Origin of the sequence: Aquibacillus saliphilus (assembly GCF_020404745.1) — a bacterium.
In the GTDB taxonomy this organism is placed as follows: domain Bacteria; phylum Bacillota; class Bacilli; order Bacillales; family Amphibacillaceae; genus Aquibacillus; species Aquibacillus saliphilus.
The window spans coordinates 1-24,848 of the sequence record NZ_JAIZAP010000023.1 but is presented as its reverse complement, the minus strand read 5'-3'; the positions used below and the strand labels follow the sequence as shown (position 1 = coordinate 24,848).

At 37.3% G+C, this 24,848-nt stretch carries 25 protein-coding genes and 12 tRNA genes; 32 read left to right on the top strand and 5 right to left on the bottom strand.

Annotation, left to right across the window (positions count from 1 at the left end; genetic code table 11):
- Window positions 1–106 precede the first annotated feature (106 nt).
- A complete protein-coding gene (locus LD272_RS18920) occupies window positions 107–1,021 on the bottom strand; it encodes a DMT family transporter (protein WP_226038160.1) in 915 nt (304 codons plus the stop codon).
- Between the two features lie 565 nt (window positions 1,022–1,586).
- Here LD272_RS18920 and cshA point away from each other — a divergent pair.
- The 4 genes from cshA to LD272_RS18900 all read left to right on the top strand — a co-directional run bounded on the left by cshA (window position 1,587) and on the right by LD272_RS18900 (window position 6,271).
- Window positions 1,587–3,065 carry a degradosome RNA helicase CshA gene (gene cshA / locus LD272_RS18915; RefSeq protein ID WP_369414011.1) on the top strand — a complete coding sequence of 493 codons (1,479 nt, stop codon included), beginning with the start codon at window positions 1,587–1,589 and terminating at the stop codon, window positions 3,063–3,065.
- 234 nt (window positions 3,066–3,299) lie between these two features.
- Window positions 3,300–3,842, top strand: coding sequence for an RNA polymerase sigma factor (locus tag LD272_RS18910; protein WP_226038159.1), 543 nt, complete (start codon window positions 3,300–3,302; stop codon window positions 3,840–3,842).
- Window positions 3,835–4,137, top strand: a complete 303-nt coding sequence (locus LD272_RS18905; protein ID WP_226038158.1) for a hypothetical protein — start codon at window positions 3,835–3,837, stop codon at window positions 4,135–4,137. Before LD272_RS18910 ends, LD272_RS18905 begins: the two co-directional genes overlap by 8 nt.
- Window positions 4,127–6,271 carry a carboxypeptidase-like regulatory domain-containing protein gene (locus tag LD272_RS18900; RefSeq protein WP_226038157.1) on the top strand — a complete coding sequence of 715 codons (2,145 nt, stop codon included), beginning with the start codon at window positions 4,127–4,129 and terminating at the stop codon, window positions 6,269–6,271. Before LD272_RS18905 ends, LD272_RS18900 begins: the two co-directional genes overlap by 11 nt.
- Before the next feature lie 42 nt (window positions 6,272–6,313).
- On the opposite strand, the gene LD272_RS18895 is transcribed toward LD272_RS18900, so the two are convergent.
- The 3 genes from LD272_RS18895 to LD272_RS18885 form a co-directional block, all read right to left on the bottom strand.
- The gene (locus LD272_RS18895) at window positions 6,314–7,387 is read right to left on the bottom strand and encodes a YkvI family membrane protein (RefSeq protein WP_226038156.1); all 1,074 of its coding nucleotides are present in this window, start codon (window positions 7,385–7,387) and stop codon (window positions 6,314–6,316) included.
- 128 nt (window positions 7,388–7,515) lie between these two features.
- Complete coding sequence (locus LD272_RS18890) at window positions 7,516–7,956, bottom strand: hypothetical protein (RefSeq protein WP_226038155.1); 441 nt, start codon at window positions 7,954–7,956, stop codon at window positions 7,516–7,518.
- A gap of 192 nt (window positions 7,957–8,148) precedes the next feature.
- Complete coding sequence (locus LD272_RS18885; RefSeq protein ID WP_226038154.1) at window positions 8,149–8,913, bottom strand: rhomboid family intramembrane serine protease; 765 nt, start codon at window positions 8,911–8,913, stop codon at window positions 8,149–8,151.
- Between the two features lie 175 nt (window positions 8,914–9,088).
- Here LD272_RS18885 and acpS point away from each other — a divergent pair, with 175 nt between their 5' ends.
- The 15 genes from acpS to LD272_RS18810 all read left to right on the top strand — a co-directional run bounded on the left by acpS (window position 9,089) and on the right by LD272_RS18810 (window position 22,190).
- On the top strand, window positions 9,089–9,448 hold the full coding sequence (acpS, locus tag LD272_RS18880; RefSeq protein WP_226038153.1) for a holo-ACP synthase: 360 nt from the start codon (window positions 9,089–9,091) through the stop codon (window positions 9,446–9,448).
- A gap of 186 nt (window positions 9,449–9,634) precedes the next feature.
- Window positions 9,635–11,152, top strand: coding sequence for an NAD(P)H-hydrate dehydratase (locus tag LD272_RS18875; RefSeq protein ID WP_226038152.1), 1,518 nt, complete (start codon window positions 9,635–9,637; stop codon window positions 11,150–11,152).
- Between the two features lie 56 nt (window positions 11,153–11,208).
- Window positions 11,209–12,225 (top strand): LolA family protein, encoded by a 1,017-nt coding sequence (locus tag LD272_RS18870; RefSeq protein WP_226038151.1) that lies wholly within the window; start codon window positions 11,209–11,211, stop codon window positions 12,223–12,225.
- Between the two features lie 418 nt (window positions 12,226–12,643).
- On the top strand, window positions 12,644–13,780 hold the full coding sequence (alr, locus tag LD272_RS18865) for an alanine racemase (protein WP_226038150.1): 1,137 nt from the start codon (window positions 12,644–12,646) through the stop codon (window positions 13,778–13,780).
- Between the two features lie 307 nt (window positions 13,781–14,087).
- Window positions 14,088–14,363 (top strand): antitoxin, encoded by a 276-nt coding sequence (locus tag LD272_RS18860; RefSeq protein ID WP_226038149.1) that lies wholly within the window; start codon window positions 14,088–14,090, stop codon window positions 14,361–14,363.
- Between the two features lie 4 nt (window positions 14,364–14,367).
- Window positions 14,368–14,718 carry a type II toxin-antitoxin system PemK/MazF family toxin gene (locus LD272_RS18855; RefSeq protein WP_226038208.1) on the top strand — a complete coding sequence of 117 codons (351 nt, stop codon included), beginning with the start codon at window positions 14,368–14,370 and terminating at the stop codon, window positions 14,716–14,718.
- Window positions 14,719–14,978: 260 nt separating this feature from the next.
- On the top strand, window positions 14,979–15,848 hold the full coding sequence (gene rsbRA / locus LD272_RS18850; protein ID WP_226038148.1) for an RsbT co-antagonist protein RsbRA: 870 nt from the start codon (window positions 14,979–14,981) through the stop codon (window positions 15,846–15,848).
- A 4-nt stretch (window positions 15,849–15,852) separates the two neighbouring features.
- Window positions 15,853–16,209, top strand: coding sequence for an STAS domain-containing protein (locus LD272_RS18845; RefSeq protein ID WP_369414010.1), 357 nt, complete (start codon window positions 15,853–15,855; stop codon window positions 16,207–16,209).
- A gap of 2 nt (window positions 16,210–16,211) precedes the next feature.
- Window positions 16,212–16,616: an anti-sigma regulatory factor gene (locus tag LD272_RS18840; protein ID WP_226038146.1), complete on the top strand. Its 405-nt coding sequence runs from the start codon at window positions 16,212–16,214 to the stop codon at window positions 16,614–16,616.
- 13 nt (window positions 16,617–16,629) lie between these two features.
- Window positions 16,630–17,640, top strand: coding sequence for a PP2C family protein-serine/threonine phosphatase (locus LD272_RS18835; RefSeq protein WP_226038145.1), 1,011 nt, complete (start codon window positions 16,630–16,632; stop codon window positions 17,638–17,640).
- 61 nt (window positions 17,641–17,701) lie between these two features.
- On the top strand, window positions 17,702–18,034 hold the full coding sequence (locus LD272_RS18830; RefSeq protein WP_226038207.1) for an anti-sigma factor antagonist: 333 nt from the start codon (window positions 17,702–17,704) through the stop codon (window positions 18,032–18,034).
- Complete coding sequence (gene rsbW, locus LD272_RS18825) at window positions 18,031–18,507, top strand: anti-sigma B factor RsbW (RefSeq protein WP_226038144.1); 477 nt, start codon at window positions 18,031–18,033, stop codon at window positions 18,505–18,507. Before LD272_RS18830 ends, rsbW begins: the two co-directional genes overlap by 4 nt.
- The gene (gene sigB, locus LD272_RS18820) at window positions 18,479–19,270 is read left to right on the top strand and encodes an RNA polymerase sigma factor SigB (RefSeq protein ID WP_226038143.1); all 792 of its coding nucleotides are present in this window, start codon (window positions 18,479–18,481) and stop codon (window positions 19,268–19,270) included. The genes rsbW and sigB overlap by 29 nt, the downstream gene beginning before the upstream one ends.
- Complete coding sequence (locus tag LD272_RS18815) at window positions 19,267–19,863, top strand: PP2C family serine/threonine-protein phosphatase (RefSeq protein ID WP_369414009.1); 597 nt, start codon at window positions 19,267–19,269, stop codon at window positions 19,861–19,863. Before sigB ends, LD272_RS18815 begins: the two co-directional genes overlap by 4 nt.
- A gap of 161 nt (window positions 19,864–20,024) precedes the next feature.
- Window positions 20,025–22,190: a Tex family protein gene (locus LD272_RS18810; RefSeq protein WP_439647411.1), complete on the top strand. Its 2,166-nt coding sequence runs from the start codon at window positions 20,025–20,027 to the stop codon at window positions 22,188–22,190.
- Window positions 22,191–22,375: 185 nt separating this feature from the next.
- On the opposite strand, the gene cmpA is transcribed toward LD272_RS18810, so the two are convergent.
- Window positions 22,376–22,489 carry a cortex morphogenetic protein CmpA gene (cmpA, locus tag LD272_RS18805; RefSeq protein WP_226038142.1) on the bottom strand — a complete coding sequence of 38 codons (114 nt, stop codon included), beginning with the start codon at window positions 22,487–22,489 and terminating at the stop codon, window positions 22,376–22,378.
- An 89-nt stretch (window positions 22,490–22,578) separates the two neighbouring features.
- Here cmpA and LD272_RS18800 point away from each other — a divergent pair, with 89 nt between their 5' ends.
- The 13 genes from LD272_RS18800 to LD272_RS18740 all read left to right on the top strand — a co-directional run bounded on the left by LD272_RS18800 (window position 22,579) and on the right by LD272_RS18740 (window position 24,722).
- Window positions 22,579–23,031 carry a SprT family protein gene (locus LD272_RS18800; RefSeq protein ID WP_226038141.1) on the top strand — a complete coding sequence of 151 codons (453 nt, stop codon included), beginning with the start codon at window positions 22,579–22,581 and terminating at the stop codon, window positions 23,029–23,031.
- Window positions 23,032–23,332: 301 nt separating this feature from the next.
- Window positions 23,333–23,407 (top strand) — tRNA-Asn (locus tag LD272_RS18795).
- A gap of 2 nt (window positions 23,408–23,409) precedes the next feature.
- Window positions 23,410–23,500: transfer RNA gene (locus tag LD272_RS18790), tRNA-Ser, on the top strand.
- 8 nt (window positions 23,501–23,508) lie between these two features.
- Window positions 23,509–23,583, top strand: a tRNA-Glu gene (locus LD272_RS18785).
- A gap of 74 nt (window positions 23,584–23,657) precedes the next feature.
- A tRNA-Asp gene (locus tag LD272_RS18780) sits at window positions 23,658–23,734 on the top strand.
- Window positions 23,735–23,740: 6 nt separating this feature from the next.
- Window positions 23,741–23,815, top strand: a tRNA-Gln gene (locus LD272_RS18775).
- Window positions 23,816–24,006: 191 nt separating this feature from the next.
- Window positions 24,007–24,079, top strand: a tRNA-Lys gene (locus LD272_RS18770).
- A gap of 9 nt (window positions 24,080–24,088) precedes the next feature.
- A tRNA-Leu gene (locus LD272_RS18765) sits at window positions 24,089–24,170 on the top strand.
- Between the two features lie 53 nt (window positions 24,171–24,223).
- Window positions 24,224–24,309, top strand: a tRNA-Leu gene (locus LD272_RS18760).
- 66 nt (window positions 24,310–24,375) lie between these two features.
- Window positions 24,376–24,452 (top strand) — tRNA-Arg (locus LD272_RS18755).
- Between the two features lie 4 nt (window positions 24,453–24,456).
- Window positions 24,457–24,533 (top strand) — tRNA-Pro (locus LD272_RS18750).
- A 29-nt stretch (window positions 24,534–24,562) separates the two neighbouring features.
- Window positions 24,563–24,636: transfer RNA gene (locus tag LD272_RS18745), tRNA-Gly, on the top strand.
- A 9-nt stretch (window positions 24,637–24,645) separates the two neighbouring features.
- Window positions 24,646–24,722 (top strand) — tRNA-Ile (locus tag LD272_RS18740).
- The last annotated feature ends 126 nt before the right edge of the window (window positions 24,723–24,848 follow it).

Genomic DNA, 24,848 nt, shown 5'->3' with positions numbered 1-24,848 from the left:
CGAGGTCTTAAGTCAATCCTCTTTGTGGCAAAAAGCACCACATAGAGGATTGACTTAAGCTTGTCGGGGCTAGCAAGGCGCCTGCGCTTTTGTTCTTTCAATCAAATTAAGAATTATCTTTCCTGTGTGAAATGGTGATTTTTGTTTTTCTTGATGTACTGACGATAAATAGAAACAACCCTAAAATAACAATGGTTCCACCGAGCCACTGTGACCAAGTTATATGTTCTCCTAATACAAGATAGGCAAGAATAGAGGCACCGATAGGCTCAAAAACAATACTCATGGAGATAACAGATGTACTTACCCATTTAAGTGCCCAATTAAATAAAGTATGGCCAAAAAAAGTAGGTATGATTGCCAGTGCTAAAAATACCAACCAGTGACTAGTCGGGTAACCTGTAAATGAATGACCTAGGAGTAAATTGTAAATAATTAAAGTGATCGAACTTATTCCATAGACGATAAAGGTGTAGGTCATTAACGATAATCTTCTACGTGCATTTTGGCCCATTAAAAAATAAACAGTGACCATAACTGCACCAATTAACGCTAGAATATCGCCAAATAGTGCTAAGCCACTAACTTGGAAGTCTCCCCATCCAATAATGACACTACCTGTAACAGCAATAATCATACTGATGATTGCCCCTGCTGAGAAACGTTCCTTGAAAAAGATATATGTTCCAATGAAGGCAAAGATAGGTTGCATGGTAACAAGAACAACAGAACTTGCAACGGATGTATAATTTAATGACTCAAACCAAAAAATAAAGTGAAATGCTAGAAATACACCAGCTAAGATGGAAAGCCACCAATCTTTTTTAGAAATCAGTTTAAATTCTTTTCTATGTTTTAAAAGCACGTATGGAGCCATAATTAAAACAGCGATTAGCAAACGATAATTGGCAATTATAGAGGCCGGAGCGGTATTGGCTAGTTTTACAAAGACAGCGGCGGTTGATACCGAGATTACTCCAATTACTACAGCGATATATGGATGAATCGGAGGTTTATTCAAGACGTACTCCTCCTTGATAACTCGTTTATTTTCTTATTCTAACACTCATTTGTTTGAAAATCATTTCTAATACAGGTAGAATTAGTAAACAGAGTGTGATAAGATATACTAATCCATTGAGTGCTCGCTAATAGGCCTATCCGTATGTGTGGAGGAAGGGCTTTTTTCACGTTAAAAAGTAGGACTTTTTTGTACTATTAAATTTATTGCGTTTTAATAATCATTCGTAACCGCCACATCAACCTTAAGAAATAGTAAGTAAAGGTAGGGGATACGAACCGCTTATAACTTCGAGGTTTAACTTAAGCCATCTTAGGTTAAATGTAAGATGAGAGGTTTACTTTGGTAAGTTGAAGCGGAAGATAGTATAAGAAAAACTTTGATACTCACCAAAAGGACGAGAGTTAAAGTTTTTCTAAACAAGTCAGTTCGAATAGTCGAACTTTAAGATTAACCATATATAGTAAAGTATTTGATCGTCGCTTAAGGGTCGACATGTAATTTAACGTGTTTTTAGTATAAATGTGCTGAATATGAGATCTAAGTAAAAAGGAGTAGTAAACAAGTGACAACTTTTAAAGAATTAAATATTTCCAGCCCAATAATGAAGGCATTAGAAAAAATGGGGTTTGAAGAAGCAACGCCAATCCAGGAGCAAACAATTCCACTAGGTATGGCAGGCAAGGATGTTATTGGACAAGCCCAAACAGGTACAGGTAAAACAGCTGCTTTTGGTATCCCGATGATTGATAAAATTGATAAAGATGTTAAAAAAATCCAAGGTCTAGTCGTTGCCCCAACTAGAGAACTTGCTATACAGGTATCTGAAGAAATTCACAGACTTGCAAAATTCAAGGGTGTTAGAACGTTACCTGTATATGGTGGTCAACACATGGAGCGTCAAATTAGAGCGCTTAAAGATGGCCCGCATATTGTTGTAGCTACACCAGGTCGATTGTTAGACCACATTCGCAGAAAAACAATTAATATAAGCAATGTTCATACTGCTGTTCTAGATGAAGCAGATGAGATGCTTAACATGGGTTTTATTGATGATATCCGTGACATTCTGAAATCAATCCCAGAGCAAAGACAAACATTGTTATTCTCTGCTACAATGCCGAAAGAAATAAGAAATATTGCTTCAACACTAATGAAGAACCCTGAAGAAGTTAAAGTTAAATCGAAAGAGATGACTGTATCAAACATTACTCAATATTTTGTTGAGGTCCATGAAAAACAAAAATTTGATACACTAACAAATCTTTTAGACATTCACGCACCTGAACTTGCAATTATCTTCGGTCGCACAAAGAAAAGAGTCGATGAAGTGACAGAAGGTCTTCATGCTCGTGGTTTCCGCGCCGAAGGAATTCATGGTGACTTAACACAAGGTAAGCGTATGTCAGTACTAAACAAATTCAAAAATGGCCGAATTGAGATACTTGTAGCAACAGATGTTGCAGCAAGAGGATTAGATATTTCTGGAGTAACTCATGTGTATAATTTAGACGTACCACAAGATCCAGAGAGCTATGTTCACCGAATTGGTCGTACAGGTAGAGCTGGCAAAACAGGAGAAGCAATTACGTTTATAACACCAAGAGAAATGCCACATTTACACTTAATTGAAAAAGTAACGAAAAGTAAAATTAAACGATTGCAGGCTCCATCTATGGATGAAGCTAAGCGAGGTCAACAGCAACTAACAGTAGAAAAAGTAAATGAAACTGTTAGTAAGAGTGAATTACAGGACTACCGAGAATCAGCTTCAGGATTACTTGATCAATATGATTCAGTTACTGTTGTTGCCGCAGCATTGAAATTGTTAACAAAAGAGCGTCATGACGCACCAGTAACACTGACATCAGTTTCACCTGTAAGTGTTAAAGGTGGAAAAGGCGGCGGTGGTAAGAAAAATTACCGTGGCGGCGGTGGCGACAAGAGAAATAATTTCTCTCGTAACAAAGGCAAACCTGCTGGACGCAACCGTAAATTCCAAAACAAACGTGGTTCAAATAACCGCAACCAAAACAACTCTTAAATTAGAAGTTTGAAAAAAGTGTCACCAATTATGGTGGCACTTTTTTTCTGGTCTAGGAAATTATATAATGGACTGCTATGGATTAATTAATATCTAAATTAGCCACGTCTAGCTCTGGCGCCTGCACTTATTTTCATCAATAATTATTTTTTCAAAAAAAAGGCTTAATTATGCAACCATAATAAAACTAATCACATCTATATAGGAGTAGAAGGTTTTGGGGAGAGAGACAACTTGGACATAATCGACCGTTTAAAAGCGCAAGAGGAATCGGCGTTAATAGAGATCATGGATCAGTATGGTTCCTATCTAATGCGCACTATTTATTTAACGATAAGTGATGAGCAACTAGCTGAGGAAATCGTTCAGGATACATTCGTTAAGGCTTATAAAAAGATTGATCAGTTACAAGAAAAAGATAAACTGAAAAGTTGGCTTACGACAATTGCTATTAATCGGTGTAGGTCTACATTAAGAAAAAAGAAATTAAAACTGATATCTATCGATGAGAGCAATAAACAATTCGAGAATAATCAAGAGCTAACACCAGAAGAACATGTATTGTCATTACTAAAATTTAAAAATCTGTCAGAAGCAATTATCCAATTAGATTATAAGTACCGTGAAGTTGTTGCTTTGCACTATTTTAGTGAGTATAGCATCAAGGAAATCGCAGCTATAACTAAATCAAAAGAGAACACAATTAAAAGCAGACTATCAAGAGCAAGGGGAAAGTTATATGAGCTACTTGAGAAGGAGGACAAAAAAGATGGATAAGGTGAAACAAAAACTAGACAAAGAATTAAATCAAATCCAGTTTTCTTCTAAACAACAAGTTCTCAATAACAGTAAGAATAAATGGAATACCTTTTTTAACAAACAGATAGAAATTCCATTAGTGCCAGTAACTGGAGTAGCGATTATTTTTATTACTCTCTTGTCTATTTATCCTATCACTAAAGAATCACCATCATTGATTGAACAGTATCCTGCAGAAGGCCAAATCGTTGAAAAGGGTGGTAGTATCTATTGGGAGTCCTGGTTTAATGAGGTGAGACAACATGAAAGTTAAAATGAAAGTCAAGCATTTATTGTGGATAATTGTTACGTTAACTTTAATGGTAGTTGGTATTACGCAGTGGCTAATTCCGACAATTCAAATGGAGGTAGCCCAAAGAAGTGCTGGTGATTCTTTTCAAGAAAAGGATCATTATATCGAATTGTTAGAAAGTGGAGACTTACCAGATTATAAGAAAAAGGATTTAATTGAAGAACACTTAATTTTCTTTGGCTATGAAAATGCTTATGATATTGAAGCGGGACCTGCTATGACCTCAGGCCCATCTATTCCACTTCATTCAACTCGTATCAATTATATAGAGTGGTATGTAGAGAACACTTCTGAGCGGGACCAATTTTATTTCCAGGCTATTAATCAGTTAGCATATGGCTATGCAAAACAAGGGAAGTTCGATGAGGCACAACAATTACTTTCTGAAATTATAGAAGAAATGAATTCTATGGATACTGACTACTGGAATTTATACAAAACTAAAACTGAAATATTGTCTGTTACTAATCCGGCTCAAGCTATTATAGATATCAATGAAGCAATGGAGTATTCACAATTAACAACTGAATTTATCGAGTTAAAGGCAAATATATTAACGAATATGGAGGATTATCAACAGGCTATAGATACCATCAACACAACTAGAGAAAATTCAAGTCACTCAGGCAAACTAAAAAAACGCTTAGAGGGATGGCAAGACGGAGAAAATCTTCATAAGGTCCAGGGTAGATTTGCTACTTCTGATGGTGACCCGGTTTCTTTTGCTAAGGTTTACCTGAGACTCCCGGAAACTATTAATCATAGCATTAGACCAGAAGAAGAAATCCATTATGCTATTACCGATGCCAACGGAAATTTCACCATTGGTGGTGTACCAGACGGTAATTACCAACTATTTATTGGAATAGATATAGGGCAAATGAATGGTTATAAATGGGTTGTGGAACCGGATGATTGGTTACATGTGGATAGCAATACTACTGAAAATATTACACTACAGCCACTCATTTCAATTAATAGCCCATCAAACTATCAAGAATTTGATGATGATCAAATCTTGTTCGACTGGGATTCAGTTGAAGGTGCTGCTTATTATCAACTTGGATTTGGAATTGAATACGACAATGGTAGTTCGTCAAGTATTATCGATGGAAGGTTTGAAGAATCAGAAGTAACGTTACCGGTTGAACGAATCTATGCTCAGTCTGCCGGGATTAGTTATGATACTAACGAAAACGATGAATTAGAGGTTATTCCTGAATCGCTGCTTGCTTTCGCAAATACTAATAATGATCTGTTCTGGTATGTTGAAGCTTTTACTGAAGAGGGTGATTTGATTACGTCAAGTCTTGGCTTTCGTTTGACAAGAGAGTCGATGGGAGAAGTACCATTCTTTGAATTAAAGCAAAGAGAGCTGACAAAAGCAGATAATTTACTGTTAGATGGAAAGATTAATCAAGCGTTTGATCAGTATAAATTAGTACTAGAGCGAGATGGTGATAATCTGCACGCGTTACGGATGGTTGAACGGATTATCCTTTACGGGGAAAGTGCACGATTATCTGATGAAACTCGTCAAAAAGCTCTACCTTATACAAAAAGATTAGCGGTATTATCTGAACAATTCGATGATGCGAGCTATTGGTTTAGGTTGGCGCATTATGCCTTTAGTATAGGTGATTGGGATAATTATTTTAGCTATTATCAAAATGGATCAGATATACAAAACGGACCTGTATATGACTATGATAAGAGTTACTATGCGATGGCTCTAATGAAAAATGGGCGTTTAGATGAAGCGGAGATCCTGTTCGAAGAGATTATCGAGTCTGATGGTAATAATCGTTTTATGCCAGCTTGGACTGCATTAAAACTTTTTCGCACAGAAAATTTTGATGTTGCAGAACAACTAGCAAAAAAGTATCCTATAATTGCTGACTATGGGTATTCAGAATGGTCAAGCTTAATTGAGCGTATGAAGGATCAGGTTGAACAGAGTAGTGTCGCTAAGCGGGAATTCGATCGTGGATTAGAATTATATATGAGTGGACAAGAAAGAGAATTTAATCAATGGTTGGAGGAAGAACCAGAAGAAAGTATCAAGAGATATTTTGAGGAACTTTCTCAGTTATAAATAAGGAAGCTCAGGAACTAGGGATAGTCCTGAGCTTCCTTTTTAATTTCTGAATTGATCGCGTTTAAAAATCCAAGAATAAAGAAGTCCCACTAGTAACAACATACCGCCATATCCAACGGCAGGATAGAGATATTCTACCATTGTTGAGAATCCTAATTGGCTGACAACAAATGCAAGCACAGTAGTGCTGATGACGATCCACTTCTTATAACCTTGATTAATAAAATCTAATCTGGAAACAAATCCAAATAAATTCCCGACAGCAGTAGTATAAACTTCTGCAAACAGTACAACAGCAAATGCTAACTGGATAATTGGTGAAATTTGCTCTGCTACCAGAATCATTGGTACCTCTACGACAGAGGCATCAACTATATTAGTTAAGATGCTAAAATTAATAGCGACTACACCGATACCAAGTCCTAGTCCACCTAGTAATGCACCCCAAAATAATGTTTTGCGTTCAGTTGTCTGAGCACCAAGGGGAGCTAAAATTGCAATCGCGATTACTAAATTATAAGATGCATAAACAATCGCAGATATAAACCAATTTGGAGATGAACCGTTAAATTCAACCGCTAAACGCAACTCCTCAGAAGTTAATGGATTGGTAACAAAACTATAGATTGTTATAAATAAGACGGATAGTAATAATATTGGTACAACATAGCTGATTGCATTGATTACACCTGTAATTCCGGTTAAAACGGTCAATAAGGTGACACTTGCCATTAATGCCGTCCCGATTAAAGGCGATAAGTTAAATTGTTCGCTGAAAATAGCGCCTGCACCTGCAATCATAGCTGCTAAGGCTCCAAATAAAAAGACTGTAATAATTATATCTATTACTGTTCCAAGAATTTTCCCGTTTGAAAACCGCACCACTTTAACATAGGATTCCGCTTGTAATTTTTGTCCCAAAATTAAGATCATATAGCCAAAAAAGAAGAACAATATTGTAGAAAGAATGATTCCCCATATCCCGCCAAAACCATAGACGCTAAAGAATTGAAATACTTCTTGACCTGAGGCAAAACCGGCCCCAACAATGGTGCCGATATAAGTAGCAGCAATTTTAAATACATTTATTTTACCCTTAACGGGATTTGACATAATAGTTGCCTCCTAATACTAGGTAGGATTAACTAAAATTAGTGGGATATGTATAGAACTCTCTCTGTGAACACCTTGTTGCAAGCCTTTGTTATCGTATTTAATATAAGTTTGGTAATCAATACAAATTAAAATAGAAACATGCTTATAATTGAAATTGCAGGAATACCTGTTATCGTTGCAAAACCTATTATAGTTAGGGTGTTGACGAAGTTTTTATATTCGGTTGTAGCTGAATCAGTTATTGCATCACTACGAGTAATAACTACATTAATTAATGCATAACTAAGTAGGGCCATGATAATCAATAAAGGGAAAATAGCATCAGCTGTAACGATAGGGTTGTTTTCCATTTGTACAAAACCAAAGATAATTAACAGGATTGGAAATGCTTCAATTAAGGCAATTCGAATAAAGAAAGTTGACTGTAGCTTTTGGAAAGCTTCCGTGGTTAACTTCTCGTGTTCTTTTCTATGCTGAATAATAGTAATGAGATTTTTGTAGGAAAAAAGAATGCCTAATACGGCAATTGTAGAAGCTAGAACAAATAACCAAGTTGTACCTATCATCGATTTCCCTCCATGTTCTTGTTATAAATCTATACATCACCTTAAGAAAAGCGCAAGCGCCTTGTTAGCCTAGGGCAATAAGTCAAGCCTCTATGTGGCGCTTCTTGCCACAAAGAGGCTTGACTTAAGACCTCAGGCGGGCTAGCGCTGGAGCTAGACATCGTAACGCAAAATTTTATACTTTCTTACTTCTTAGAAAAAGTTACTTACTAAACCTAATAGTACTAAAATAATAACAATGGTCCATAAGACTGGTTTTGTGTATTTTTTAAAAGGAAATCTCCTTTTATTCCAACGATTAGGGTCAAACTGAATGGATCCATCTCGCTCGGGGCGTCTGTTTCTTATTAGCGAAAAAGGCGCTACATTGTTCAATATCAACGGTCCTAACGCTAACCCGCCAATGAAACCAAATAAATGACCAGAGATATTAATACCAGGTTGTAAGAAAGTCATCACTAGTCCGATTAAGAAAATCGTTGTAATGATTTGTGCGTTTCCACGGTCAATTAAATGCTTCTTAAAGAATACCATGTAGATGTAAACCCCAAATAGTCCATAAATGGCACCAGATGCTCCTACATGAACGTAAAATGCAGTCGGATCTATAAAATAAGTGAAGAAGTTGGCTATAATACCAGTTAATACATACATGAATATAAATTTTATTTTCCCTAACATTTGCTCCAAGGCCGGACCAAATAATACAAGGGAAAATGAATTAAACAAAACATGCATAATACCATTTGGGTCGTGAAGGAATATGGGTGTAACTATTCTCCAGTATTCGCCCTGATTAATTAGTACGTTAACCCCGGCCCCCCATTGAAAGAAAAGATTACCGAGAGGCGGTATGATTATAATAGATAACCAAACAAACAGCTGAATAGCAATTATTGTTGTCACAACAGGATAAAAGCGAATGAATTCCCTGAAATTCTCCGTTCGAATAAACATATGTGTTTTCTCCTTTAAACTGACATGTTTTCTTTGTGAGTGAAGCTCCTACCTATATATAATACTTTACCTGATCCAATATTCACAAACAAAAACATTAGTCTTTGTATAGATGTGTTAGAACTAATTACGTTATACTGATTTTAAAGAAAGTTCCTGAGAAGAGGTTGGTTTTATGATTAAAGGAATTGGAATAGATATTATAGAACTGAGACGAATAAAAGAGATTTTAATTCGAAGTGAACGGTTTGTTGAAAGAGTACTATCAACAAGAGAAATTGAGGTCTTTCAAGACTTGCATTCAGATAATAGAAAGGTTGAGTATTTAGCTGGTAGATTTGCAGCGAAGGAGGCCTATTCTAAGGCGATTGGTACTGGTTTAGGGAAGCTTAGCTTTAAAGACATAGAAGTACTAGCGGATAGTCAAGGAGCCCCAAAGATGAGTGTTAAGGAAACAACTGATGGATCTACTATTTTCTTATCTATCTCACACAGTCAAGATTATGCGGTTGCTCAGGTTATTATTGAGCGGTAGTTGATTTTATAGTGGTTGTTATTTATGGTTGATACGTTTAGTGGTAAAAATCATACATAGAATTAAGTTGTGAATATTAACAGTGATTTCCCGCATGAAAACTATACTTTTAATACTTGTAAGTGCTAGTCTGCATAATCGGATAGTTTGTCTCATATATTTTTATTGCGGGTAGGAGGGAATTTTGTGCACATTGTCACCGCAAACGAAATGTACGAAATAGATCGGATTGCTATCGAAGAAATGGGCATTAACGGAACTATTTTAATGGAAAACGCTGGAAGGGCTATTACGGAGAAGGTAGTAGGATTAGTAGAAAAGTCAGATAGAATTCTTGTGTTAGTTGGAAGTGGTAATAATGGTGGAGATGGATTCGTTATTGCCAGAACGTTGCAAAACCAAGGCTATAAAGTTACTGTTTTACAACTCGTACCGAACGAAAAGATTACTGGTGCTGCGGGTTATCATAAACAATTACTGATAAACTTTGGTGGAGTTATTCAGCAAAAACAAGATTCTGACGAAATTACTACTTTTTTGAATAATACAGATGTAGTCATTGATGCCATGTTAGGAATAGGTATTACTGGTAAGTTGAGATCACCGTTTAATCAGGTGGTGGATGCTGTTAATCAGGTTGATAAACTGATTATATCTGTTGACATCCCAAGTGGAGTTCCTGCTGGTGAGGACGGTTCTGATTTTATCGCTATCAAGGCTAATTATACGTTTGTAATTGAGGAGCCAAAAGTAAGTGCTTTTCTTCAACAATGCGCGCCCTATTACGGCAAATGGTCCAAGGTGAAAATTGGCTTACCTCAAGAAGCTTTTGATAAACAGTCAAAGAGGAAAACTTGGGGATGGCAAAATGTAAGTAATACCCTTCCAAAAAGAGACAAGTTTTCTTATAAAGGGAGTCATGGACGTGGGTTAATTATTGGTGGATGCCTTCATATGCCAGGTTCGGTAGCGATGACTTCTTTAGCGGCACTTCGATCAGGTTCCGGTCTTATTACTGTCGCAACTGTAGAAGAAGCAATACCTTCCATTGCACAGCAATGTATGGAAGCGACCTTTTTACCTTTAGCGAGCCAAGAGGGTACAATCGCAAGCTGCCAAAAAATTGATACAACATTATATGACGCTATTGCAATAGGTATGGGAATGGGACGAAAAGAAGAAACGGGAATTTTGACTAGGGAAATCATTTCAAAAGCGAATACCCCGGTTCTAATTGATGCTGATGGTCTGTATCATATCAAGCAGGATTTATCAGTCATTACTGATAGAAACCATCCAACCGTTCTCACTCCTCATTTTGGCGAAATGGCCATGCTTATGGATACAACAGTTAACGACGTAATCAAAAATCCGTTCACTTTAGCTAAAAATTTCGCAACCGAGCATGGTGTGTACCTTGTCCTTAAAGGTCCTGCTACGATTGTCTCAGACCCTGAGGGCAACCAGTGGGTTAATACAACTGGGAATTCAGGTTTGGCTAAAGGCGGAAGTGGCGACGTTCTGTCAGGGATTTTGCTTGCGATGATTATGCAGGATCAATCAATGGCAGAGGCGCTTTCCAATGGTTGCTTTGTTCATGGTAAGGCTGCTGATAATTTAGTCATTAATGAGCATTCTAGACAGGATTTGCTGGCAACTGATGTTGTTAAAGGGTTAGCTTCTGTTTTTCGTACATTTCGATAGTTTTTAGGTGAGTGCGTTCCCTTTGTCCTTTGAAATGAGACAAAGGAGTTGTGACCATGAAAAAATATGTCAGCATCGGGATTATTGCTTTATTGATCCTACTATTAGCTGCGTGTGGGGAAAAATCAAAAGAGGATGTAGTTCAAAAATTGGAAGGCACTCTTGAAGATATGAGTGGCTATCAAGCTCAGGCGAGCATGAGTTTAAAGACGGGTGAGGATAGTCAAACATACAAAATTGACATCACTCATAAGAAAAAGGATTACTACCGGGTATTGTTGAAGAATGAAAAAGACGAAGAAGGAAGTCAAATTATTTTAAGGAACGATGACGGAGTATTTGTTTTAACGCCGGCACTGAACAAAAGCTTTAAATTTCAAAGTGAATGGCCAATGAATAGTAGTCAACCCTATTTATTTCAGTCATTAGTACAGGATATATTAAGCGATTCGGATGCAGCTTTTAAATCTACCGAAAATCACTTCGTATTTGAAACTAAGACAAACTATCAGAACAATAATAATCTTCCCTTTCAAGAGATCTTTTTCGATAAGAAATCTTATACACCTGTTATGGTGAAGGTTTTAGATAAAGATAAAAAACCTTTAATTGAAGTCGAATTCTCCGGGTTTACGCTCAATCCAGAATTTGAAGAGGGTGCTTTCGAAATTGAGAAAAATATGACTAGTAGCTTATTTGGAATACCGGTAATGGCTGAGGAAAATTCGGACAAGGATCTATCCGTTTTTTATCCAACGGAGAAAGCTGGAGCTGAGTTAGTAGAAACAAAAGAGGTCGAAATTGATAGTGGGAAACGAGTAATACTGTCCTATAAAGGAGAAAAAAGCTTTACAATAGTTGAAGAAAAGGTGGATGCGTATCCTACTAGTACAGCTTCACCGAAGGCTGTGAAAGGAGAACCAGTTAGTTTAGGGTTTTCAATGGGTGCATTAACAAGTACATCTTTAGAGTGGAATTATAATGGCACAAGCTTCTATTTAGCAAGTGAAGAATTAACGAGAGAAGAAATGATTGAAGTAGCAAGCTCAGTATTAGACCAACAAGTTAAATAGTAAATTACCAAGCAGGCTCCGCCATTAGGGTCTGCTCTTATTTTTTTAGGGGCACTGTTAAAACAGTTAAAGCGAAAATAATTCTAAACTGTTGTGCCGCTTCATTTAAATCCCCAGATACTCCTCCTAAATAAGCAGACTTAGAATAAACTTCAAAGAAATCAATATCCTTCTTATTTTTAAGGGACCTGCATTGTTCTCAAATGAATTTAATCCAGTTTTAATAGATAACACATCCAAGTTTGAATACTTCTCCGCATAAAATTGCACGAAGGTAATCCAATGTAGTAATCTTATATTAAAAGTTAACAATATAGTCAATTTCATAATACTGATTTTTTAAAAAGTGTCATCCGCATAAGGTAATTATGAAATTAATTCAGTAAAATGAATATAACAACAAAAAGGAGAGGTAGTTGTGGAACATACAACACCATTCTATCGCGATTCTTGGGTAGAAGTTGATTTAGAGCGAATTAAATATAATATAAACCAGCTACAAAAACGCCTCTCTAAAAAGACGAAAATCTATGCAGTTGTTAAAGCTGATGGGTATGGTCATGGAGATATTCAAGTTGCAAAGAAAGCTCTTGAGTCTGGAGCATCAGGTTTGGCCGTAGCTCTTTTGGATGAAGCAATAAGGTTAAGGGACAAGGGAATTAGTGCACCAATACTAGTGATGGGCTGGATTCGACCTGAGGATGTCTCGGTCGCTGCCAAAAAGGATATAGCAGTAACATTCTTCCAAAAGGAGTGGTTACAAACAGTAAAACAAATGCGGTTTGATCGACCACTTAAACTGCATATGAAGTGGGATACTGGAATGGGTAGAATTGGTATTAGAGATGAAGATGAACTTATCGATATCATTCAAGAACTAGATGATGATAGGTTTGAACTAGAAGGTGTATTTACCCATTTTGCCACAGCCGATGAGGAAAATAAAACGTATTATCAAAAGCAATTGTCAGCTTTTAACAGGTTATTGGATACGTTTCGATCCATTTGGAAAAAACCTGTAACCATTCATACTGGTAATAGCGCTGCAAGCATGAGGTTTCCAGAAGACATGCAGCAGTATGTTCGTTTTGGTATTAGTATGTACGGATTATATCCATCGCCAATCGTTAAAAATGAAAGACCTATCGATTTAAAACCAGCTTTTTCACTTCATAGTAAATTAATCCACATTAAAAAAGTGTATGCTGGGGATTCTATTAGTTATGGAGCAACATACACAGCGGAACAACCAGAATGGATTGGAACGATTCCGTTAGGTTATGCAGATGGCATACGCCGTAAGTTACAAGGAACGGACGTCCTGATAGGTGGTAAAAGGTTTCAAATAGTAGGAAGAATATGCATGGACCAACTGATGATTAGACTTGATAAGCATTATCCGGTTGGAACAACTGTTACCCTTATCGGTGCGCAGGGAAATGATGAAATTACGATGGATGAGATTGCCTCCACGTTAGATACAATTAATTATGAAGTTGCCTGCATGATTAGCGAACGTGTCAAGAGGGTTTATCTAAATAACGATAAATCCTGAGAATAAAAGTAGTCCACATAATAAGCGAATTGTTGCATGAATTTCGTCTTTATTGTATAAAATGTAAAAGGTATTTATTTCTTTTACATTCTATTTTAATCTAATTTAGAAGGTTAACTAACTACTAGATCATTAATTTTCAGGAGGAAGAAATGAGTGGAAAAGAGGTTTTCATTGTTATTAACTAAAAAAACCAAGTTTTTCTAGCAAAAAAGATGAGGAATGGCTTTGCAAAGCGTCTTCTGGAATGATATGATTAGAATGGATTATTAGACAGGGCTTGTAGATATGGTGGAGGTGTTCGGTTGTGTCAGAGAGCTTACAAGAGATTGTTGTGAGACTACCTAAAAACCTACTAAATGAGGTGGACGGATTGATGAAAAATGAGAACAGTGATCTGAGCGACTTTATTTGTCAGGCTACAAAATCGTATTTGCGTGAAAAGAAAAAGCGTCATATCCGAGAATCCATGCAAAGAGGCTATATGGAAATGGCTAAAATAAATCTCAACATTGCTTCAGAAGCTTTCCAGGCTGAAGAGGAGGCAGAAAACACCCTAGAGCGTATAGTGAGTGGGGTGTAAAGACTTGATTGTAAAACGAGGCGAGGTTTATTTCGCCGATCTCTCCCCTGTAGTTGGATCGGAGCAGGGGGGCGTTCGACCAGTTTTGGTCCTGCAAAACGACATAGGAAACCGTTTTAGCCCTACGGTTATCGTTGCGGCCATTACCGCGCAGATACAAAAAGCTAAGTTGCCTACACATGTAGAGATTGATGCGAAGAAATATGGTTTTGAACGAGATTCCGTCATTTTGTTAGAACAAATTAGAACGATTGATAAACAACGGTTAACAGACAAAATCACACATTTAGATAATAGTATGATGGAGAATATCAATAAAGCATTAGAAATTAGTCTAGGATTGACTGATTTTTAGTGTTTACATAACAATGCTGTTATTTAAAAAAGCTGAAATTATTAAGATACAACAAGCCCTTGTCATTAGCTCTTGACAAGGGTTTTTAATTTTAATTTAGGAATTTATAAATGATGCGATGGTTAGTTGTTTGCGGTGTTGGCCCCATCTAGTTACATGAAGTGGATTCTTAAAATATGGCGAAAATATTGCACGTGTCTGATAAACATGTGACAATATATATAAAAATTCGAGGGAAAATGCAACACGGGGGGAAGAGAATGGACAAGCACTTAAACAGTATTGTAATTAATAATAGCGATACGATTGTGAAAGATTGGTTAGTGGAGGTATCTAAAAACAGGCATAATGACTACACGTCTGCCATCTCGGAGGATTTATTTGAAAGTACAAATCGAGAGTTTGTAAATGTTATATTTTCAAGTCTTGAAAAACAAGGCATTACTTCTGAACTTGATGATTTCTCTGAAAAACTAATCAACTTAGGCTGGCCTTTAAGTTATTTAACGGATGGTCTACAAGCATTTAGAAGGGTGACGATAAACTTTATTTTGAGTCAGTCTGAGAAGGTAGATTCTGATCACTTAAGTAAGGTTTTAGATATGGTGGATAATTGGGTGGATCCGATAATTAATCAGCTCGTAAATGAATATTCTGGTAGCTGGGAACATATTGTTTCGCTGCAACGGGTCGCTTTACAGGAGCTATCCGCACCATTAATTCCTGTGATGGAAAACATAACGATTATGCCATTGATCGGTACAATTGATACCGAAAGGGCGAAATTAATCATGGAAAACCTACTTGAAGGTGTCATAAAACACAACGCGGATGTAGTTCTGATAGATATAACGGGTGTCCCTGTTGTTGATACTATGGTCGCACACCACATAATACAGGCGGCTGAAGCGGTTAGATTAATAGGGTCTACTTGCATACTAGTTGGAATTCGTCCAGAGATAGCTCAAACAATTGTAAATTTAGGTATTGATCTTGGTAAGTTTCCAACCAAAAGTTCGCTTCGAAAAGGATTCCAAGCAGCGCTTGAAATGACTAATCGAAAGATCGTTCATGAGAAAGGTTCTGATGAAGGAATTGAGTCATTATTAGATTCGTTAAATGGGGAGTGAGCAAGTGAGAATTCCAATATTAAAGCTTCATAATTATTTATTAATCTCAATACAAACAGATTTAGACGATAAAACGGCTATTCAGTTTCAAGAAGATCTTTTAAGTAAAATTCACAAAAGTGGTGCAACAGGTGTTGTGATTGACTTGACATCTGTAGACATTATCGACTCGTTCATAGCCAAAGTCTTGGGTGATGTTGTAACTATGTCTGATCTTATGGGGGCAAAAGTGGTCTTAACTGGCATACAGCCAGCAGTAGCGATGACATTAATTGATCTAGGGATACACTTGAAGGACGTCCAAACGGCGTTAGACCTGGAACAGGGATTAATTAAACTTCGCCAGGAATTGGAGGAGTGATTATGGACTTCCAATCCTGTGTTAAAATCAATAGAGAATGGGATATTGTTGGTGCTCGTCAGATAGGCCGAGAACATGCCAAAAAAATAGGTTTTGGTACAGTGGACCAAGCTAGAATTGCTACAGCCATCTCAGAACTAGCACGTAACATTTATTTATATGCAGATACTGGGAAAATTTGCTTCGAAATAATTAATGAAATTGATCGTAAAGGGCTATGGATACTAGCTGTTGATAATGGACCAGGTATTGCGGACATTAGTCAGGTGATGGAGGACGGCTTCTCTACTTCTGGAGGGCTCGGAGCAGGTTTGCCTGGAGTTAAACGTTTAATGGATCAGTTTGATATTATCTCAGAAACAGGTAAGGGAACGGAAATTCGAACTGTGAAGTGGGTCCGTAAGTAGAGGAGGATATGGATTGAACAAAGTGAACCTTGATTTAGAAAATTACCGCAAGCTATTGAAACAGTATATGATTACACAAGATGAAAAGGCTCTATATCAAGCAGAGCAGTTTACAAAGTTATCAATGCAACATAATATTTCTCCTGAGGAAATTGTCAATGTTCATATTCAGGCACTTAAAGAAATTTACCCGGATCTTCCGAAAGAAATAGATGATTCCATGAGTTTTTTATTAGAGGCAATGATTTCCTATGGACTTGCTTATCAAGAATTTCAGTCACTACGTGAAAAACAATTGGAATTGAAATCCGAGATTTCAGTAGCTGCTAATATGCAACAAACACTGCTCTCCACGGTAAAGCCGTCTATTAGAGGATTGGATATAGGTGCAACTAGCATTCCAGCAAACCAAATGAGTGGTGACTATTACCATTTTGTCAAAGACAATGAAGATACACTTGGAATAGCTATTGCCGATGTGATAGGAAAAGGTGTACCCGCGGCCTTATCTATGTCAATGATCAAATACTCAATGGATAGTTTTCCGTTAAGTCAGAGAAATCCAAGTGCTATTTTAGAAAACTTAAATAGAGTTGTTGAAAGAAATGTCGATCCAAGTATGTTTATCACGATGTTTTATGGTCTCTATGATCCGAAAACAAGTGTCTTTCAATATTCATCCGCGGGGCATGAACCAGGTTTCTATTATAATGCAAAAATGGATAAATTCGATGAAATAAAGGCGAAGGGTCTGGTTCTTGGAGTATCAAATGATACGGTGTATCAACAATATGAATTAGAAATTAATAAAGGTGACATGATCATTCTGTTAACCGATGGTGTAACAGAGTGTCGACTAGCTGATCGTTTTATCGAACGAGATGAAGTTTTAGATGTTATTAAAAAATTCACGCATTTGCCTGCGCAAGAAGCCGTAGAACAAGTGTACAAGTACTTTGAACGATTGCAAGATTTCCAATTAAGGGATGACTTTACCTTAATCATTATTAAGAAGGATGTTTAATAGAATCTTAAAAAGGGTAAAAGTTTAGAACAAACGAATTTACGGGGGTAAAATCATGAAAATGAACCTAGAAGTTGAAGTGGTAGAAAATGGGTCTACTACTAATGTTCTACTTGCTGGGGAAATCGATGCCTATACAGTGCCAAAATTAAAAGAAGCATTGTTACCATTAACTGAAAGACAAAACCAGTTGATAGAAGTGAATCTTGAACAAGTAAACTATATGGATAGTACTGGTTTGGGAGTTTTCATTAGTGCGCTTAAATCCACAAAGCAATACAAAAGTGAGTTAAAACTAATTCGATTACAAGATAAGGTGAAAAGATTATTTGAAATCACAGGCCTAGATAGTATTATTACCATTGATTCAACAGTACGAGGTGGAAATGTATGAAACTCTTTGACTTCATTGAAATAAAAGTACCTGCAAAACCGGAATATGTCGGAATGGTAAGGTTAAGTACTTCAGGTGTCGCTAATCGTATGGGTTTTTCATATGAGGAGATTGAAGATTTGAAAGTAGCGATCTCAGAAGCAATGACTAATGCGGTTACGCACGCATATGAAAAAAGAGAAGAGGGAGAAGTAACCGTCGGTTTTGGAGTTTACCAAGACCGGTTAGAAGTGATGGTTGCTGACCATGGTGGAAGCTTTGACCTCGGAAGAGTAAAACAAGAGATTGGGCCATATCGACAAACAGAATCAATTGAAAATTTACGTGAAGGTGGATTCGGACTCTTTCTCATTGATGCTCTAATGGATAAAGTAGAGATAAAAAATGACTATGGAGTTATTGTTTTAATGACGAAGTTTCTTCATGAAAATGAGGTGGGATTAGATGACGACCAAATCTCAACCACACAATAGACGTGAGGATGAGGTTTACCAGTGGATTGAACATCTTCAAAGTAATCCCCAAAATAAAGAAATTCAAGAAAAAATTGTTTTAGCCTATCAAGACCTTGTGAAATCAATCGCTCGTAAGTATTCAAAAAACAGTTCAATACACGAAGATTTGGTTCAGGTTGGTATGCTAGGATTGTTAGCCGCAATTCGGAGATATGATTCGTCCTTTGGTAAATCTTTTGAATCATTTGCTATCCCTACAATTATTGGAGAGATTAAACGATTTATACGTGATAAAACTTGGAGTGTTCATGTACCTCGTCGAATAAAAGAGCTAGGTCCTAAGATAAAAAAAGCTGTGGAGCAATTAACAACGGATAATCAACAATCTCCATCTGTGAAGGAGATTGCTGCATACTTAGAAGTAACTGAAGAAGAAGTCTTAGAAACGATGGAAATGAGTCAAAGTTATAAGGCGCTCTCTGTTGACCGTAAGGTTGAGGCTGACTCTGATGGAAGTACTGTATCTATCTTGGATCTTATTGGTAACGCTGATAGTGGATATGAGAACATCGATCAACGTATGTTGCTAGATAAAGTATTGCCGATTCTCTCGGAAAGAGAACGCGATATAATAAAATGCACATATTTCGAAAACATGAGCCAAAAAGATACTGGAGAAAAGCTGGAAATTTCACAAATGCACGTCTCACGCCTTCAAAGACGAGCACTAAGGAAGTTGAAAGAGGCTTTACAGTCAGAAGAATCGGAGGCCGTTGAATGATGGACAAGGAAGAGCATGTAGAAGTTTCTGTCTATCAAAAAGCAAAAAAAGGAAATTACTACTGTGGTGACAGCTATTATTACAATGAGTCAGAAAATCATTTCATTTGTGCGCTAGTGGATGGGTTAGGCAGTGGTGAGTATGCGAAAGAGTCTTCGCAAGCTGTTACCACTATTATCGCACAAAATGACCAGGCTTCAGTAGAACAAATAATTAAACAATCGAACAAAAGTTTAGTTGGTAAAAGAGGTGTTGTGCTGGGTGTTTTGAAATTCAACTTTCTAGACCAAACGTATGCTTTTTCATCGTTAGGAAATATAGGTGTAATGACCATTACGACAAACAATGTAAAAAACAGAAATATACCTAACTATGGTTATTTAGGTAGTTATCCGAAGCAGGTTAAAGTGTTTCGTGGAAAACTAGATGAAGGTATGGTATTTATTATGTTTTCGGATGGTGTTAATTCAACGGACTTATCCTCGAAATACTTTTTCGACAAAGATGTCGAGAAAATCACCAAAACATTCTCTTCTGTAAGTGGAAAAAATCAACATGACGACACCACATTAATTGCTATGCGTTATTCTTAGTAAGCACAGTGGTTAATGTTAGGAGCTCTTATCTATTTGGGTAGGAGTTTTTGTTTGTTAGAAGAGAACTTGTAACACGAATGCTTTCTATCTTTGTAAACTGGGAAATAAAGAGTATGTTTGATATGATTAGGTTGATATGCACTAAGGAGGAAATAAATGTGAGTGAAGAAAGAAAAAAAGAGGATTTAATCAGATGGGTTTCGAAAGAGACCGACATATCTAACTCATCCATTAAACAAGTAATAACTTTACTAGAAAAAGGGAACACAGTACCGTTTATTGCTCGTTACCGCAAAGAACAAACAAGTGGTTTAGATGAGGTTGAAATTAAAGATATAGAAGATAAGTGGAATTATGCATTACATTTATCTGATCGGAAACAAGAAGTTATTCGTTTAATTGATGAACAAGGTAAACTTACTCCTGAACTAAAAGCAGAAATAGAAAATGCGAAACAATTACAGCGAATTGAAGATTTATATAGACCATATAAACAAAAGCGAAGAACTAGAGCAACGGTTGCGAAAGAAAAAGGATTGGAGCCATTTGCCCAGAAGGTGTGGGAGCAGAATGTGCAGGATTTACAAGAAGCAGAAGCTTTTTTATCTGAAGAAAATGAACTAACAACTATTGATGAAGTTTTAGCAGGTGTTAGCGATATTATTGCTGAGTGGATTTCTGATGATCCTGGGTACCGTGATTACATAAGAGAAAGAACCTTTAAACTTGGAAGTATCCAAAGTGATGAAAAGAATAAAGAAAAAGATGAAAAAGGCGTTTTTGAAATGTACTATCAATATCAAGAGCCTGTTCGCTCTATTGTATCGCACCGAGTACTTGCTCTTAATAGGGGAGAAAAAGAAAATATAATCAAAGTAGCTATACTTCCTCCTGTGGAAGACATTAATAACTACCTAAATAAAAAGGTTATTAAGAATTCTTCCTCTGAAGAAATTCAAAAACTATTGCAGCAATCAATAGAAGATAGTTATAAGCGATTAATTCAACCGTCTATCGAACGAGAGATTAGAAACTCTTTGTCGGAAACTGCTGAGGCACAAGCTATTGATGTCTTCTCGAAGAACTTAAAGAATTTATTGCTTCAACCTCCATTGAAAGGGAAAACGGTGCTGGGAGTTGACCCGGCATTTCGAACCGGTTGTAAATTAGCAGTTATTGATGAAACTGGTAAAGTGCATGATATTAATGTTATTTACCCTACTGCTCCCAAAAATGATGTAGAGGGTGCGGAGCGAATAATTGTTGAGCTATTAAAAAAGTACCCAATTGAACTGATTGCGATTGGTAATGGGACTGCCTCAAGAGAGACAGAACAGTTTATTGCTGACCTAATTAAAAAACATAACCTTAACATTTCTTATATCATTGTAAACGAGGCAGGGGCTAGTGTTTATTCCGCATCGAAATTAGCACGGGAAGAATTTCCGGACTTTAAAGTTGAAGAAAGAAGTGCTATATCAATTGCTAGACGTGTTCAAGACCCGCTTGCCGAGCTAGTTAAAATTGATCCAAAATCAATTGGAGTTGGCCAATATCAACATGACGTAAGCCAAAAAAGTCTTAGTGAATCTCTAACATTTATAGTCGAGACGGCTGTTAACCAAGTAGGAGTTAATGTTAACACTGCTTCTGCTTCATTGTTGCAGCATGTTTCAGGGCTTAGTAAAACAGTTGCTAATAATGTAATTAAACAAAGGGATGAAGATGGCAAATTTACAAATAGAAGCCAGTTAAAAAAGATACCTAGATTAGGTAATAAAACATATGAGCAGAGTATAGGTTTCTTAAGGGTACTAGATGGAAAAGAACCATTAGACCGCACGCCTATTCACCCTGAAAGCTACCCAGCAACCAAAGCGCTGCTTAAGATGATTGGCTGTACAACGAATGATTTAGGTAGTGAAAAATTAAAGCGAGCATTAGACGAGTTAGATTTAACTGATATTTCAAAACAACTTGATATCGGCGAGCTTACTTTACAGGATATAATGTCTGCGTTAGTAAGTCCGGAACGAGATCCAAGAGATGACTTACAAACCCCGTTATTAAAACAAAACGTACTTGCTATGGAAGATTTGAAACAAGGAATGCAGTTGCAAGGAACCGTTCGAAATGTAGTGGATTTTGGGGTGTTTGTAGACATTGGTGTTAAGCAAGATGGGTTGGTTCACATTTCGAAAATGGCCAATAAATTTGTTAAGCATCCAATGGATATAGCATCCGTTGGGGATGTAGTAACGGTTTGGGTTGAAAAAGTCGATGTTGATAAGCAGAGGATTGCTCTGTCTATGGTTCAAGGATAAGAAGATAGCATTAAATGAACAAAAGCTCCGGCGCCTCCGAAATAAGCAAACCGCTTATTTCTGGGTAGGCGCCGGATCTGGACGCGGCTAAGCTTTGGAATTAATTATCCACAGCGGTCCATTATATAATTTCCTAGACCATTCAAAACAAAGATACCAGGGACTAACCTTGGTATCTCTGTTTTCTATGACAAATGTTTTTTGCTGTAAAAAAACCAACATTGATTGAGAACTTTAATTTGATATAAATCTTTTGCAAGAAAAGCTTCTGTCATTTGCTTTTTAAACCAATTGGGCATCTGTCTCGTCCTCCTCGACAAATGAAATGGAGTATAGGCGCTTATCCAGTTGTTTTAGGATATGCAAGAAACAAATGAGGTGTGAAAACATGAAAGAAATAACTCAGGCTGAACTAGAAATTATGGTAAACAACTTATCTATTCGTTATTTTAATAAACCATATAAAGATGAAATATCATTTAATGGGCGTCTTAGAACTACTGGCGGAAGATACATCCCATCAAAAAGGAAGATAGAACTTAATCCGAAGTATTTAAACGAATTAGGGGAAAAAGAATTACAGGGAATAATAAAACATGAACTATGTCATTACCATTTACATATAGAAGGAAAAGGTTTTAATCATAAGGATCAGGAATTTAAGCAATTGTTAAAACAAACTGGGTCACCTAGGCATTGCCAACCACTTCCTTCTATGAAAAAAAATCGAAACCATAGATATATTTGTCAGCATTGTGGGCAAGGATACAATAGAATGAGGTCTATTGATGTGAAAAAATACAGGTGCGGTAAATGTGGTGGGAAGTTAAAAAAGTCTTAGGAATTATGGGATGTTAAGGAAGAAACTAAGATTATAAAAATCATTGACGAAAGAAGCCTTCCATGTTAAATTAAATAAGCCTTTGAAAAACAAGGTCTTCCGCTGTTAATTTTAAAGAGTACTTGACCAAATGTTGTTACTATTAGTAAACTATAATTGTGTCCTGTTTAAACGAGTGATAATTTAGATTAATTAATATAGATATATTAAAAAGTAGTTGACACTTCATTTGAAATAATGTAATATATTTAACGTCGCTGTTATTTGGGCGTCGAAATAAAAGTAATGCAACTTTAATTATTCCACAGTAGCTCAGTGGTAGAGCTATCGGCTGTTAACCGATCGGTCGTAGGTTCGAATCCTACCTGTGGAGCCAATGGGGAAGTACTCAAGTGGCTGAAGAGGCGCCCCTGCTAAGGGTGTAGATCGTGTAAGCGATGCGAGGGTTCAAATCCCTCCTTCCCCGCCATTTCAAATGGCCCGTTGGTCAAGTGGTTAAGACACCGCCCTTTCACGGCGGTATCACGGGTTCGAATCCCGTACGGGTCACCATATAATTGTATTAGAATAACATTTTCACTTTGTGAGTATTAATGATGTTTATTTAAACTTCGTTTAAAAAACTTGGTCCGGTAGTTCAGTTGGTTAGAATGCCTGCCTGTCACGCAGGAGGTCGCGGGTTCGAGTCCCGTCCGGACCGCCATTTTTTTGGGCTATGGCCAAGCGGTAAGGCAACGGCTTTTGGTGCCGTCATGCGCTGGTTCGAATCCAGCTAGCCCAGCCATTTTTAATCCATTTAAAATATCTGTTTTAAAATAGATATGCAGGATATAAACGAAATATTATATAAAATTAGGAACTGCTAATTCGGTCACAGAAACTCTAAATAATCTTCGTTATATTTTGTGGAGGATTCAGAGTTACTTTCAACGTGACGAGCATAATAGCTAAATTGCATAGTAACCTAAACATCACGAGCCATTAGCTCAGTCGGTAGAGCATCTGACTTTTAATCAGAGGGTCGAAGGTTCAAGTCCTTCATGGCTCATCTTTCTTTGCGGGTGTGGCGGAATTGGCAGACGCGCTAGACTTAGGATCTAGTGTCTTATGACGTGGGGGTTCAAGTCCCTCCACCCGCACTTCCTCAAATTCGCTGTGGCCAGAACGCGGCGTTTTCTTTTTTACTTTTAACGCGGTCGTGGCGGAACGGCAGACGCGCTAGGTTGAGGGCCTAGTCGGGGCAACTCGGTGGAGGTTCAAATCCTCTCGACCGCACCAAAAATCAATTAAACTTATTGACTTGATAGTAATAATGTGTTATATTTAAATATGTCGCTTTGTTAAGCGCCCGTAGCTCAACTGGATAGAGCGCTTGACTTCGGATCAAGAGGCTAGGGGTTCGAGTCCTCTCGGGCGCGCCATTTCCGGGAAGTAGCTCAGCTTGGTAGAGCACTTGGTTTGGGACCAAGGGGTCGCAGGTTCAAATCCTGTCTTCCCGACCATCTTTTAATAAAAATAGTCATTTTAACGTGCGGGTGTAGTTTAGTGGTAAAACCTCAGCCTTCCAAGCTGATGTCGAGGGTTCAATTCCCTTCACCCGCTCCATTATATAATGGGCCTGTAGCTCAGCTGGTTAGAGCGCACGCCTGATAAGCGTGAGGTCGGTGGTTCGAGTCCACTCAGGCCCACCATTTGATCCTTGAAAACTGAACGAAACAACCAGTATGTTAAGTAAGAAATTAAGCTAGTTTTTTGAACGAGCAATCAAGCTCATAAACTTTATGGAGAGTTTGATCTTGGCTCAGGACGAACGCTGG